This is a genomic window from Geothermobacter ehrlichii, from assembly GCF_008124615.1.
In the GTDB taxonomy this organism is placed as follows: domain Bacteria; phylum Desulfobacterota; class Desulfuromonadia; order Desulfuromonadales; family Geothermobacteraceae; genus Geothermobacter; species Geothermobacter ehrlichii.
In genome coordinates this window covers 44,742-57,508 of sequence record NZ_VNIB01000002.1, presented here as the reverse complement: position 1 = coordinate 57,508, position 12,767 = coordinate 44,742, and the positions used below count along the sequence as shown (strand labels likewise).

Below are 12,767 nucleotides of genomic sequence, written 5' to 3'. Positions count from 1 at the left end.
CTCAGCCTCCAAAAACCAGGCCGAAGAACTTCTGCACCCAGTCCATGCGATTGATGTCGTTGTAAAAGGCCAGAATCATCAGCATGATCAGCAGGGCCAGACCGATCTGCTGGGCCAGTTCGCGCGCCCGCATCGACAGCGGCTTGCGAAAGACGAATTCGCAGAAGTAGAAGAAGAGGTGGCCGCCATCGAGAATCGGAATGGGCAGCAGGTTGAGAATGCCGAGCTGGATGCTGAGGAAGGCCAGCATGGTGAGAACCGTGGTCACCCCCGTCTGGGCCGCCTGCCCCGCCATCTGGAAGACCATGATGGGACCGCCGATATTCTGGGTCGAAACCTGGCCGCTGAACAGCTTCTGAATGAAGACCAGGGTCAGGGAGATGATTTCCATCGCCTGATCAAAACCGGCGTCGATGGCGTCGACGGGACCATATTTCTTGAAGACGGTATCGACCTGCGGCTCGATACCGATCAAAAAGCGCCCCTGCTCCGGCTGTTTTTCCGGCTTCAGTTCGACAGTAAATTCCCGATCGCCGCGCTGCAGACGGATGCTGAGCGTCTGGCCTCCGCCCTGCTGAATCAGGGTCGTCAGATCGTACCAGGAGCGCACCGGGGTTCCGTCGATGGCAAGAATCCGGTCTCCGGCGCGCAGCCCGGCCTCCTCGGCGGGAAGTCCCTTCATGACGGCACCGACAACGGCCTCGCGCACGGGGAAGATGCCGAGGTTGCGCAGCTGCAGGTCCTCGACATTGGCCACATCCGCCGAAAGAGCAAGAACCTTCTCTTCACCGGCGCGCAGAATGCGAACCTCGACATGACCGCCGGCGGCTCCCACCAGCGCCTGGTTGGCCTCGTTCCAGCTCTCCACCTTCTTGCCGTCGATGGCCAGGATGCAGTCGCCGGCGCGGAAGCCGGCCCGGGCAGCGGGACTTTCCTGATAGACGTAGCCGGCGCAGGGCTTGCGGTCGAGAAAGGCCGGGACATTGACGCCGATCATGTAGGCGACCGGCAGCAGCACGAAGGGGAGCAGAAGGTTCATCAGCGGCCCGGCGGCGACGATGGCGGTCCGCCTGGCCAGCGGCTTTTCGGCGAACGAGCGGCCGCGGTCGGCCGGATCGACGGGCTGCTCGTCCCCCTGCCCGCTCCCCTCGCCGAGCATCTGCACGTAGCCGCCCAAAGGAATCAGACTGAGCTGGTAGACCGTCTCGCCCCATTGCCGGGAGACGATCTTCGGTCCGAAACCGAGGGAAAACTTCAGAACCTTGACACCGCTCCACTTGGCGACGCAGAAATGCCCGAATTCATGAACAAAGATCAGAATCCCGAGCATGATGATTCCGGAGACGAGGTAGATCATAGGCGTTCAGAACCCCTTTCCAGCATCAGTTTGCGCACCTCCTGACGCCCCCAGCGATCGGCGGCCAGTGCATCATCAACTGTCGTGAGCCTGCCGACCTCGTGCCGCTCGAGTGCCTCGCGAATCAGCTCCGGAATGTCGAGGAAGCCGACCTCTTCCCGCAGAAAGGCCGCAACGGCGACTTCGTTCGCCGCGTTCAGCACTGCTGGAGCCGTCCCGCCCAGCTCCAGGGCCCGGTAGGCCAGGGCGAGACAGGCGAACCTGTCGGGATCGGGCTGCTGGAAGGTCAGCTGACCGAGCCGGCAGAGATCGAGATGCGGCATGGGCAGCTCCAGCCGCTCGGGATAGGCCAGAGCATAGGCGATGGGGGCCTTCATGTCGGGAACCCCCATCTGGGCGATCACCGACCCATCCAGATATTCGACCATCGAATGGACGATGCTCTGCGGATGGATGTGAACGGCGATACGGTCCGCTTCCAGACCGAAAAGCCAGCTCGCCTCGATCACCTCGAGGCCCTTGTTCATCATGGTGGCCGAATCGATGGTGATCTTCGGCCCCATCGACCAGTTGGGATGGTCGAGGGCCTGCTCGCGCGTCACCTGCCGCAGTTTCTCGAGCGGCCAGTCGCGGAACGGTCCTCCGGAGGCTGTCAGGATGATGCGGCGGATGGTGTTTCCCTGCTGGCCCTGCAGAGCCTGAAAGATCGCTGAATGCTCGCTGTCGACCGGGTAGAGCCTGACCCCGTTCTCCCGCACGGCCCGCATCACCACCGGACCGGCCGCAACCAGGGTCTCCTTGTTGGCCAGGGCCACGTCCTTGCCGGCCTCGATCGCCCTGAGCGTCGGCACCAGGCCGGCCGAACCGACAATGGCGGAAACCACAAGGTCGGCCTCGTCAGCGGTCGCGCAGCGCACCATTCCCTCCTCGCCGTAGCCGATTTCTGGGCAATCGCCGCCAAGTTCGGCCCTCAGACGATCCGCATCCTCCATCCCCAGAACCGCCACCATGCGGGGACGGTAGCGACGCACCTGCTCGGCCAGACGCCGCAGGTTCCTGCCACCGGTGAGGCTGACCACCCGGAAGCGGTCGGGATAGGCATCGACAATCTCCAAGGTCGAACAACCGATGGAGCCTGTCGCGCCGAGTATGGCCAGTCCCCTGCTCATTACCAGACTCCGAGGGCGCTACCGGTCAAGGCGCAGAAAAGGGCGCCGGGAAAGGCGAACAGCAGGCTGTCGAGCCGGTCGAGCAGGCCGCCGTGGCCGGGTATCATGGTGCCGGAATCCTTGACCCCGAAACTGCGCTTGAGCAGGGATTCGAACAGATCGCCAACCTGCCCGCAGACGCTGAGAAAAAGGGCTACCGGCAGGGCAAGCAGACCGAGCGAGGGGAAAAAGGTTGCTACTGCCACGCCGCCACCGACCAGCGCCCCCAGCAGTCCGCCAACGGCGCCTTCGACGCTCTTGTTGGGGCTGACACTGGGATAGAGAGGTTTTCTCCCCCACCTGGAGCCGACGAAGTAGGCGCAGGTGTCGGAAAGCATGACGGTCAGCAGGACAAAGAAGATCCACTGCCGACCGTTCGGCTGACGAAACAGCTCGACCATCAAGGCGAGGGGAAAAGCGAGATAGACGACTCCCATCAGCGTGACGGCACAGTCATGAGCGATCTGCCGCAGGTCGCGTCGCTGGAAGAGAAAGAGGCTGAAAAGCAGAAAGGACAGCAGGGTCAGCGCCAGCAGGGACCAGACGTACAGCTGCAGCCCGGCCAGCAGGACAAAGAGCGAACCGCCGACGACAGCGACCAGGTTGGCCGCCGCCAGCGACGCCCCCTGCGCCATCTTCTGAAATTCGAACTGCCCGAGGATGCTGATCGTGCAGACGAGAACGAGAAGGAGCCCCGGCCCGGTATAGGCCAGAAAGAGTATGATCAGGGGCAGTGCAACGGCCCCGGTAATGATGCGCTGCTTAATGGTTCACCCTCCTGCCCTCGGGCCGCAAACCGGCCACCTGGTCGTGGGTCAAGCCGAAACGACGTTCCCGAGAGCTGTATTCTTCGAGGCATCTGTGCAATTCGTCCTCGTTGAAATCCGGCCAGAGCACCGGAGTGAAAACCATCTCGGCATAGGCAAGCTGCCAGAGAAGAAAGTTGCTGACCCGCATTTCCCCACTGGTCCGGATGAGCAGGTCGGGATCGGGCATCCCAGCGGTATCGAGACAGTCGGCGAACGTTCTTTCCGTAATCTCGCCGGGCAGCAGCAATCCGGCCTGGACCTTGGCGGCGATCTTCCGCACCGCCCGAACCAGCTCGTTTCGGGCCCCGTAGGAAAGAGCCAGGGTCAACACCATGTCGCCGTTGTTCCGGGTTCGCTCGACCGTCTCTTTAAGAGCCGACCGCACCCCCGGTGGCAGACGATCGAGTTCGCCGATAACCCGCAGGCTGATCCTGTTTTTGAGCATCAGCTCGAGCTCGGACTGCAGATAGCGGCCGAGCAGGTCCATGAGCGCCGACACCTCTTCTTCCGGACGCCCCCAGTTTTCGGAACTGAAGGCATACAGGGTAAGATAGTCGATGCCGAGACGATGACACTCCTTGACAATGTCACGCACGACCCGCACCCCCTGGCGGTGGCCGGAGATGCGCGGCAGATGCCGCTGCTCGGCCCAGCGGCCGTTGCCGTCCATGATGATCGCCAGATGTCGCGGAATGTGCATGAAAACAACCTGATCTGCCGTACTTGCGGGCAAGTTCTTCTGGAACTGGTGCCCCTGGAAATTAACATGAAAAGCGCTTCCGGACAACCTCCAGAAGCGCTCTTCATGCTTGCGTAACTGTCAGGCTTTACCTGGATCAGGCTTCGGAAATAGCGGAAACCGGGCAGGTGTCAACGCAGGAACCACAGTCGGTGCACTCTTCGGTGATGGTGTACTTGGGATCACCCTCTTCGATGGCCCCGACAGGGCAGGAATCAGCACAGGCACCACAGGCGATACATTCATCATTAATGACGTGCATGGTTCATTTCTCCTTTTTCTTTGTGGTTAGTCTGGAGGTCAGATCTCCATGACCTCCTTCTCCTTGGCCTCAAGGATCTCGTCGACCTTTTTGACATAGGAGTCGGTCAGATCCTGGATATCCTTCTCTCCACGTTTCTGCCCGTCCTCGGTGATTTCCTTGTCCTTGAGCAGTTTCTTCAGACTGTCATTGGCGTCCCGCCGGGCGGTGCGGACGGCGATCTTGGTGTCCTCCCCCATCCGCCGAACCACCTTGACCATCTCCTTGCGCCGCTCCTCGGTCAGGGCCGGGATGGCGATGCGCACCACCTGGCCGTCGGAGCTCGGATTGAGCCCGAGATCGGACTTGAGAATGGCCTTTTCGATTTCGGGAATCAGGTTCTTCTCCCAAGGCTGGATAGTGATCAGCCGCGGCTCGGGAACGGCCAGAGTCCCCACCTGGTTGAGCGGCGTCGGTGTGCCGTAGTAATCGACACGGACATCGTCGAGCAGGGACAGGGAGGCACGTCCTGTCCTGACCTTGCCAAGGTCACGCTTGAGGGCCTCGATCGCCTTCTCCATGGCGGCTGCAGCCTTTTTTTTCACGTCGTCCAACATGCCTCACTCTCCTTTGACAATCGTTCCGATGTCTTCTCCCATGACCACACGCCTGATGTTGCCACGCTCGGTCAAATCAAATACCACAATCGGCAGCCTGTTGTCCATGCACAGGGAGGTTGCCGTCGCATCCATCACCTGCAACCCCTTCTCCAGCACTTCGAGGTAGGTCAGACTGGAGAACTTGATCGCACCCGGGTTGGTGCGGGGATCGGCGGTGTAGACCCCGTCGACCCGGGTGGCCTTGAGTATGACTTCGGCGCCGATTTCCATCGCCCGCAGACTGGCCGCCGTGTCAGTGGTGAAATAGGGGTTGCCGGTACCAGCGGCGAAGATGACCACCCTGCCCTTCTCCAGATGCCGGATGGCACGCCGCCGGATGTACGGTTCGGCGATCTCCTGCATCTCGATGGCCGACTGCACCCTGGTCACCACCCCGAGCTTCTCCAGGGCATCCTGCATGGCGAGGCTGTTCATGACCGTGGCCAGCATGCCCATGTAATCGGCGCTGGCCCGGTCCATGCCCCGGGAAGAAGCCGCCAACCCACGAAAGATGTTGCCACCGCCGATCACCAGGGCGATTTCGATGCCGAGCAGGGAGACATCCCTGATCTCCTCGGCGATCCCCTGGATGACAGCCGGGTCGATTCCGTAGCCCTGCTCGCCGGCGAGAGCCTCGCCGCTCAGCTTGAGCAGGATGCGGCGGTATCTGGGTTCGTCAGCCATGTCTCCTCCCGCGGGATCCTTACTTGGTCAGCTGGGCCACCTCGGCGGCGAAATCGTCTTCCTTCTTCTCGATGCCCTCACCGAGCTGATAGCGGGCATAACGGGTCAGGCGGATCTCACAACCGAGCTCCTTGCCCAACTGCTCGACGACCTTGCCGACCTTCCTGTCGGTATCGATCACGAACTGCTGCTCGAGCAGGCAGACTTCGCCGAAAAACTTGTTGAGCTGACCGACGATGATCTTCTCGACGATGTTCTCCGGCTTGCCGCTCTCCAGAGCCTTGGTGCGCATGATGTCCTTTTCCCGGTCGACGATCTCGGCGGGGACGTCCTCGCGGGTGAGGTACTGCGGATTGGCGGCGGCGACGTGCATGGCCAGCTGCCGGGCGAGGTCCTGCATCGCCTCGCGGTCACCGTCGCCTGCCAGCTCGATCAGGACACCGATCTTGCCGCCGGCATGAATGTAGGAAGCGACCACGCCCTTTTCGACCTCGAAGCGGACGAAACGGCGGATGTTCATGTTTTCGCCGATAGTGGCGATCTGATGAGTCAGCTCCTCGCCAACCGTGCGGTCGCTGCCGGGAAAAACAACGGCCTTGAGCGCCTCGACATCGGCCGGCGCAGCCTGCACGATCGCCTCGCCAACCCCCTTGGCAAAGCTCTGGAAGTTCTCGTTCTTGGCGACAAAATCGGTTTCGGCGTTGATTTCGGCCAGCACACCGACATTGCCTTCACCGGCCGCGACGATCATGCCTTCGGCGGCGACCCGGCCCGCCTTCTTGGCGGCGGCGGACAGCCCCTTCTTGCGCAGATAGTCGATGGCCTCTTCCATGTTGCCGTCGGTTTCGTTCAGAGCCTTCTTGCAGTCCATCATGCCGGCGCCGGTCTTGGCGCGCAGCTCGGCTACCATTTTCGCGGTAATTGCTGCCATATCTACCTCCCCGGCCAACCCTCCAGAGGGTGGCCTGTCATGCTTGGATTTTCAGTTTTCCTGTCTATCTGACGGTCCGGAAAAAAGGCGGCCAGGATCCCCGACCGCCTCTCGACCACTGTCAATGTCGGATCAGCCCTCCTTGGTAGCCTCGGTGGCGGCAGGCTTCTCGACAACCTCGGGTCCCTGCGGTGCCGCCTCGGCGGCTTCTTCGCCCTCACCGCCTTCGGCCTCGGTGCGCAGCTGTGCCTCGCGCAGCTGAACCCCTTCGAGGCAGGCGTCGGCCATCTTGGAGGTGAAGAGCCGGATGGCGCGAATGGCGTCGTCGTTGCCCGGAATGATGTAATCGATTTCGTCGGGATCGCAGTTGGTGTCGACCACGGCAACAACCGGAATCTTCAGCTTGCGAGCCTCCTTGACGGCGATCTGCTCCTTCTTGGGATCGACGACGAACACGGCACCGGGCAGCTTGTTCATTCCCTTGATGCCGCCCAGGTTCTTCTCCAGCTTTTCCTTCTCGCGCTGCAGCTGCAGCACCTCTTTCTTGGTCAGCAGCTCGAAGGTACCGTCTTCGGCCATGGCCTCGATCTTCTTCAGCCGCTCGATGCTGGCCTTGATGGTCGCATAGTTGGTCAGCATGCCGCCCAGCCAGCGATGATTGACATAGAACTGGTCGGCGCGCGTCGCTTCCTCGACGATGGCGTCCTGGGCCTGCTTCTTGGTGCCGACGAACAGCACCTTCTGGCCGCTGGCAACGGTGTCGCGGACGAAAGCGTAGGCGACCTTGAAATAGCGAACCGTCTTCTGCAGGTCGATGATGTAGATGCCGTTACGGGCACCGAAGATGTAGGGCTTCATCTTCGGATTCCAGCGGCGGGTCTGGTGGCCGAAATGGACACCGGCCTCCAGCAACTGCTTCATGGTGATCTGGGACATGTGCGACTTCTCCTTTTCGGGTTTTTTCCTCCGCCCCCGTCGTCTCCGGATCGACTCCCCGAACCGCCGGAAGACCCAAATCCGGATCGGGAGACGTGTGTGGTCGGGTAACGCGTTTCTATAACATGTGCCCCCGGGGCAGGCAAGGGAAAAAATCTCTTTCATTTACAAGTTCCGGGCACTGTAATAAGATGCTCCGGCCATGGCCTATACCCGCATCGAACGCTATATTTTCAGGGAAATCCTGGTCCCCACGCTCCTTTCGCTGGGGATCTTCACGTTTGTCCTGCTGGCGGGACGCACACTGAAACTGGCCGACCTGGTCATCAGCAAGGGCGTTCCCTTCGCCGACGTCGTCCGCCTACTGGGCTTCCTGCTCCCCTCCTTTTTCACCATCACCATCCCCCTGTCGGTCCTGCTCGGCACCCTGCTCGCCTTTTCGCGTCTCTCCGCCGATGCCGAAATCATCGCCATGAAGGCCGCCGGCATCAGTCTTACGCGGCTGTTGAAACCAACCCTGCTGCTGGCGGCACTGGCCACTCTGGGCACCTCGGCGCTGGTTCTTTTTTTCGAACCGCAGGCCAACCACGCCTTCCGCAGCCAGGTCTACAGCATGGCGAGCCGGCAGGCCCGCGTCGCCCTCAAGCCGCGGGTCTTCATGGCCGAAATCCCGGGGATGGTCATCTACGCAGACAGAATGAAGGAGCGCACCGGCGAACTGAACGGGGTCATGATCTCGGATCAGCGCAACAGCCAGGTTCCCGTCACCATTTTCGCCGACAGCGGCCGGCTGCTGTCCGACCCGGAGGGACGTCGCCTGACCCTCGCCCTGAGCCGGGGGCAGATCCACCGCTATGCACCGCACAGGAAAGAAACGCCCTACCAGGTCGTCGGCTTTTCACGCTACGTCGTCAACCTGCCGGTCGATGCCGGGGGCGGCGGCGAAAAGAGGCAACCCAAGATGAAGGAAATTCCCCTGCGGCAGCTTTTCCGGCTGGCAAAGGCTGACTCCACGGCCAGAGGCCGGCATGCCGCCGCCGAGATTCACAGCCGCTTCAGCAGGCCCCTGACTCCCCTGCTGCTCGCCCTGCTGGCTCTGCCGCTGGGCATCCAGTCGAACCGCTCCGGGCGGGGGGGCGGGTTCGCCATCGGCCTGGTGGTCTTTCTCTGCTACTACATGCTGGTCTCCCTGGCCAACACCCTGGCCATCGAATCGGGCTGGCCGGTCATCCCGACACTCTGGGCCCCGGCCGCCATCCTGCTCGCCTGCGGCCTGGTCCTGTTCCAGCGGGCCCGGCAGGAAAAGGAACTGCGGCTGCTGGCCGTGCTGCAGCGGCGGCTCTCCGGCATCTGGCGCCCGCACCGCAAAGAGGTCTGAGCCATGCGCATTCTCGACCGCTACCTGCTGCGCACCTTCGGCCGCATGTTCGGCCTGACGGCCGGCGCGTTTGCCGGCATCTACCTGCTGATCGAATTCTTCGAGCGGGTCGACGATTTCATCGAGCACCACGGTACCCTGTCGCAGTATCTGCGCTATTTCGGCTGGAAGCTGCCGGTCATCTTCGTCGACATCGCCCCCCTGGCGGTGCTGCTTTCGGTTTTTCTCACCCTGGGAAGCTTCACCCGCCACGGCGAACTGACGGCGATGCGCGCCTGCGGTCTGAGCCTGGCCCGGATATCCCGCCCCCTGCTGCTGGCCGCGTTGCTGATCAGCACGGCGCATTTTCTGGCCGGCGACATGCTGGTCCCGCACGGAGTGCGCGTAACCCGCCACATCCTCAAACACGAACTGGTCGGACGGCCGATGTTCGCCCGCAGGCAGAACATGGTCTGGTTCCGGGAGGGAGACGCCGTCGTCTTCGTCAAGCTGATTCTGCCGCAGAAGGGGCTGTTGAAAGGGGTAACCATCTACCAGGTGGACAAGTCCTTCCACCTCAGGCAGCGGATCGACGCCGCCTCGGCCCGCTACAGTCCCGAAAGGGGCTGGGTCCTTCGCGACCTGGTTCTCCACCGCTTCTCCCCCGAGGGAGAAGTCACCCAGAAGGAGAAGCGGGCGAGCATGCCCTACCCCCTCGACAAGTCGCCCGGCGACTTCCAGGCCAACCAGCTCGACAACAGGGAACTCGGCTTCGCCGAGCTTCTCTCCCTCAGCCGCAGGCTGACCGCCGAGGGCTACGACACCACCCGCTACCGGGTCGACCTGCACAACCGGCTGGCCTACTCGGCGACCTGCTTCATCATGGCCTGCCTCGGTATCCCCTTCGCCCTGCAGCGGGGACGGGGCAGCCACCTGGCACTGGGCATAGCCATCAGCGTCGGCATCGGCATGGTCTACTTCCTGCTGCAGTCGACCATGATCGCCTTTGGCTACGCCGGCGTCCTGCCTCCCTGGGCCGCGGCCTGGTCGGGCAACATCCTGACCGGCCTGCTGGCGGCCTGGCTCATCCTCACCCGCGCCCGCTAGACATAAAAAAGCCCCGCTTGATGCGGGGCTTTCCCAGCTCGCCGATACCGGACCGCCTTTGCGCTCAGTACCGGTAGTGATCGGGCTTGTAGGGACCGTCGACCGGGACGCCGATGTAGTCCGCCTGTTCCGGCGTCAGCCTGGTCAACCTGGCCCCAAGCTTGTCCAGATGCAGCCGCGCCACTTTCTCGTCCAGCTTTTTCGGCAGCACGTAGACCCGGTTTTCGTACCTTTCCCGGTGCTGAAAGAGCTCGACCTGGGCGATGACCTGGTTGCTGAAGCTGTTGGACATGACAAAGGAGGGATGGCCGGTGGCACAGCCGAGATTGAGCAGCCGTCCTTCGGCCAGCACGATGACGGCATGACCGTCGGGGAAGATCCACTGGTCGACCTGGTTGCCGTGTTCGACCGGATTTTTCAGGTTGATCTTGCGGATTCCCGGCACCCTGGCCAGTCCGGCCATATCGATCTCGTTGTCGAAATGGCCGATGTTGCCGACGATGGCGTTGTGCTTCATGCGCGCCATGTGCTCGGGGCGGATGATGTTGAAGTTGCCGGTGGCGGTGATGAAGATGTCCGCCTGCTCGACCACCTCCTCCAGGGTGCGCACCTCGTAGCCTTCCATCAGCGCCTGCAGGGCGCAGATCGGGTCGATTTCGGTCACGATCACCCGGGCTCCCTGGCCGCGCAGCGACTGGCAGCACCCCTTGCCGACATCGCCATAACCGCAGACCACGGCCACCTTGCCGGAAATCATCACGTCGGTGGCCCGCATGATGCCGTCGACCAGGCTGTGCCGACAGCCGTAGATGTTGTCGAACTTGCTCTTGGTCACCGAGTCGTTGACGTTCATCGCCGGGAAGGGGAGCTGCCCCTCCTTCTCCAGCTGGTAGAGCCGGTGGACGCCGGTGGTGGTCTCCTCGGTCACGCCGCGAATGGCATCGCGAATCGCCTGCCAGTCGTTGCGCTTCTCGGCGATGGAAGCGCGCAGGCACCGGATCAGTTCGACCCAGTCCTCGGGATCGTCCGGCCTGATCTCGGGAACGCCTTCGCTCTGCCAGCGGGCGCCGTTGAGAACCATCATGGTGGCGTCGCCGCCGTCATCGAGAATCATGTTGGGCAGCCTGCCGTCCGGCCAGCTCAGAGCCCGTTCGGTGCACCACCAGTACTCCTCGAGGGTCTCCCCTTTCCAGGCGAAGACCGGTATGCCGGCGGCGGCGATGGCGGCCGCGGCATGGTCCTGGGTCGAGAAGATGTTGCAGGACGCCCAGCGCACCTCGGCCCCCAGCGCCACCAGGGTCTCGATCAGCACGGCCGTCTGAATGGTCATGTGCAACGAGCCGGTGATCCGGGCTCCCTCAAGCGGCCTGCTGGCCGCGTACTCCTCGCGCAGGGCCATCAGGCCCGGCATTTCGACTTCGGCCAGCTCGATCTCGCGTCGACCGAAATCGGCCAGTGAAAGATCCTTGACCTTGAAATCCTGATTTCCGCTTGCCATCGGGTCTCTCCTTGTTCAGCTCTGGACACATCGCGCACGTCTCGCAAGGAGCCGTGCGGCATCGGAATGAATCATAACAGCTTTCGCCGGACAGGACATCCGGGCTTCCCGCCGTCGCCGGCCGGACGTTGCCTCAGCGGCAGCGCGCACCGACCCGCGCCAGCCAGATGCGGGTTGCGAGTGCCGCCAGAAGATGCCCGGCACCATGATCGGTTAGGACATCGAAAACGCGGTCGAAGCGACGCAGGGCCGACTCGATCGCGTCGACGGCCGTGGCACGGGTCCAGCGGCCGCGGCGGACGTTCCAGGCCAGCAGCAGCTGCCAGGCGTTGGCGCGAACGAAGCGGCCGGTGCGATACCACAGCCGCCACCGCTGTCGCCGGGGCATGGCGGCGAACCGGTGCCGGATCAGTTCGACGTAGGGGCCGAGTCGCAGCCGGTCCGTGGCCGCCTGCTGGCGGTAGACATCACCGGCGAGCGCGAAAAAGTCATGCCAGCCGATGGCGTGGCAGGCCATGAGCAGGGCGTTCAGGGTCTGGCGTTCGCTCAGCCCTTCGCTGACGAATCGCCTGGCCGAGGTCAGCAGGGGGACCGGCAGCAGCAGCCAGCGTCCCTGGCGACGCAGCCGCTCGGCGAACCGGGTATCCTCGAAGACCGGCAGATCGGTGTCGAAGGGACCGAACCGCGCGAAGACCGCCCGGTCGAGCAGAAAACCCTGGTCGCCGTGTGTGCAGCCGGGGCGGTCCAGGCCGGCCTTGATCTCCCAGTAGCGCATCCGCACCAGAAACTCCGCTGGCGCGTCGGTGAAGCGAAGCCGGAAATGCCCGCCGACAGGCCACGGCGATGCCGCCCGCGCCGCGCAATAGACATCGCAGGCCCGGCGCAGGGCGTCGTCCGATGCGAAGGCGCTGTCGACGTGCAGAAAGAGCAGCAGTTCTCCCCGGGCGGCGTCGGCACCGGCGTTGAGCTGAAATCCCCGCCCTCTGGGGCTGCGGATCAGCCGGCAGGGCCAGGAGACTTCCGCGGCCAGCCGCGCGGCGAGCTGTGGCGTTCCGTCCGTCGAGCCGCCGTCGCAGAGCAGCAGTTCGAAGGCGATTCCCCGCTGCCGGCGAAGCCGGTCGACGAACTGCGTCAGGATGGCCGCCTCGTTGAGGACGGGAACGACAATGGACAGCTCCATCCAGGCTTCCCCGTGGTGTCTCCCGCAGGTGAGAAAAAAGGCGGGCCGTACGGTCCGCCTT

The 12,767-nt window shown here is 63.1% G+C and carries 13 protein-coding genes; 2 read left to right on the top strand and 11 right to left on the bottom strand.

Translation table 11 applies throughout. The annotated features are described in order from the left end of the window. Position 1: 1 nt before the first annotated feature. The 9 genes from rseP to rpsB all read right to left on the bottom strand — a co-directional run bounded on the left by rseP (position 2) and on the right by rpsB (position 7,564). Entirely contained in the window at positions 2-1,357 is a 1,356-nt protein-coding gene (rseP, locus tag EDC39_RS02925; protein WP_148894723.1) for an RIP metalloprotease RseP, read from the bottom strand. After that, a complete protein-coding gene (locus tag EDC39_RS02920) occupies positions 1,354-2,526 on the bottom strand; it encodes a 1-deoxy-D-xylulose-5-phosphate reductoisomerase (RefSeq protein ID WP_148894721.1) in 1,173 nt (390 codons plus the stop codon). The genes rseP and EDC39_RS02920 overlap by 4 nt, the downstream gene beginning before the upstream one ends. Beyond that, the gene (locus tag EDC39_RS02915; protein WP_281289720.1) at positions 2,526-3,317 is read right to left on the bottom strand and encodes a phosphatidate cytidylyltransferase; all 792 of its coding nucleotides are present in this window, start codon (positions 3,315-3,317) and stop codon (positions 2,526-2,528) included. Before EDC39_RS02915 ends, EDC39_RS02920 begins: the two co-directional genes overlap by 1 nt. 10 nt (positions 3,318-3,327) lie before the next feature. Next, a complete protein-coding gene (locus EDC39_RS02910; RefSeq protein ID WP_407925429.1) occupies positions 3,328-4,161 on the bottom strand; it encodes an isoprenyl transferase in 834 nt (277 codons plus the stop codon). Between the two features lie 49 nt (positions 4,162-4,210). Then, positions 4,211-4,375 (bottom strand): DUF362 domain-containing protein, encoded by a 165-nt coding sequence (locus EDC39_RS02905; RefSeq protein ID WP_148894716.1) that lies wholly within the window; start codon positions 4,373-4,375, stop codon positions 4,211-4,213. 38 nt (positions 4,376-4,413) lie between these two features. Next, complete coding sequence (frr, locus tag EDC39_RS02900) at positions 4,414-4,971, bottom strand: ribosome recycling factor (RefSeq protein WP_148894714.1); 558 nt, start codon at positions 4,969-4,971, stop codon at positions 4,414-4,416. A 3-nt stretch (positions 4,972-4,974) separates the two neighbouring features. Then, positions 4,975-5,697, bottom strand: a complete 723-nt coding sequence (gene pyrH / locus EDC39_RS02895) for a UMP kinase (RefSeq protein ID WP_148894712.1) — start codon at positions 5,695-5,697, stop codon at positions 4,975-4,977. Positions 5,698-5,716: 19 nt separating this feature from the next. After that, positions 5,717-6,628 (bottom strand): translation elongation factor Ts, encoded by a 912-nt coding sequence (gene tsf, locus EDC39_RS02890; protein ID WP_148894710.1) that lies wholly within the window; start codon positions 6,626-6,628, stop codon positions 5,717-5,719. A 132-nt stretch (positions 6,629-6,760) separates the two neighbouring features. Next, on the bottom strand, positions 6,761-7,564 hold the full coding sequence (rpsB, locus tag EDC39_RS02885; RefSeq protein WP_148894708.1) for a 30S ribosomal protein S2: 804 nt from the start codon (positions 7,562-7,564) through the stop codon (positions 6,761-6,763). Positions 7,565-7,766: 202 nt separating this feature from the next. Here rpsB and lptF point away from each other — a divergent pair, with 202 nt between their 5' ends. Together lptF and lptG are read left to right on the top strand one after the other, a co-directional pair. Then, positions 7,767-8,942 carry an LPS export ABC transporter permease LptF gene (lptF, locus tag EDC39_RS02880; protein ID WP_148894706.1) on the top strand — a complete coding sequence of 392 codons (1,176 nt, stop codon included), beginning with the start codon at positions 7,767-7,769 and terminating at the stop codon, positions 8,940-8,942. Positions 8,943-8,945: 3 nt separating this feature from the next. Then, positions 8,946-10,028, top strand: a complete 1,083-nt coding sequence (gene lptG, locus EDC39_RS02875) for an LPS export ABC transporter permease LptG (protein ID WP_148894704.1) — start codon at positions 8,946-8,948, stop codon at positions 10,026-10,028. A gap of 64 nt (positions 10,029-10,092) precedes the next feature. On the opposite strand, the gene ahcY is transcribed toward lptG, so the two are convergent. Further along, on the bottom strand, positions 10,093-11,526 hold the full coding sequence (ahcY, locus tag EDC39_RS02870; RefSeq protein ID WP_148894702.1) for an adenosylhomocysteinase: 1,434 nt from the start codon (positions 11,524-11,526) through the stop codon (positions 10,093-10,095). A 133-nt stretch (positions 11,527-11,659) separates the two neighbouring features. Further along, on the bottom strand, positions 11,660-12,706 hold the full coding sequence (locus EDC39_RS02865) for a TIGR04283 family arsenosugar biosynthesis glycosyltransferase (protein WP_148894701.1): 1,047 nt from the start codon (positions 12,704-12,706) through the stop codon (positions 11,660-11,662). Positions 12,707-12,767 lie beyond the last annotated feature (61 nt).

Bases quoted from the DNA above. Each gene is read 5' to 3' on its own strand.
- pyrH (WP_148894712.1), bottom strand. From the start codon at position 5,697: ATGGCTGACGAACCCAGATACCGCCGCATCCTGCTCAAGCTGAGCGGC.
- EDC39_RS02920 (WP_148894721.1), bottom strand. From the start codon at position 2,526: ATGAGCAGGGGACTGGCCATACTCGGCGCGACAGGCTCCATCGGTTGT.
- lptG (WP_148894704.1), top strand. From the start codon at position 8,946: ATGCGCATTCTCGACCGCTACCTGCTGCGCACCTTCGGCCGCATGTTC.
- EDC39_RS02865 (WP_148894701.1), bottom strand. From the start codon at position 12,706: ATGGAGCTGTCCATTGTCGTTCCCGTCCTCAACGAGGCGGCCATCCTG.
- tsf (WP_148894710.1), bottom strand. From the start codon at position 6,628: ATGGCAGCAATTACCGCGAAAATGGTAGCCGAGCTGCGCGCCAAGACC.
- frr (WP_148894714.1), bottom strand. From the start codon at position 4,971: ATGTTGGACGACGTGAAAAAAAAGGCTGCAGCCGCCATGGAGAAGGCG.
- rseP (WP_148894723.1), bottom strand. From the start codon at position 1,357: ATGATCTACCTCGTCTCCGGAATCATCATGCTCGGGATTCTGATCTTT.
- rpsB (WP_148894708.1), bottom strand. From the start codon at position 7,564: ATGTCCCAGATCACCATGAAGCAGTTGCTGGAGGCCGGTGTCCATTTC.
- EDC39_RS02905 (WP_148894716.1), bottom strand. From the start codon at position 4,375: ATGCACGTCATTAATGATGAATGTATCGCCTGTGGTGCCTGTGCTGAT.
- ahcY (WP_148894702.1), bottom strand. From the start codon at position 11,526: ATGGCAAGCGGAAATCAGGATTTCAAGGTCAAGGATCTTTCACTGGCC.
- lptF (WP_148894706.1), top strand. From the start codon at position 7,767: ATGGCCTATACCCGCATCGAACGCTATATTTTCAGGGAAATCCTGGTC.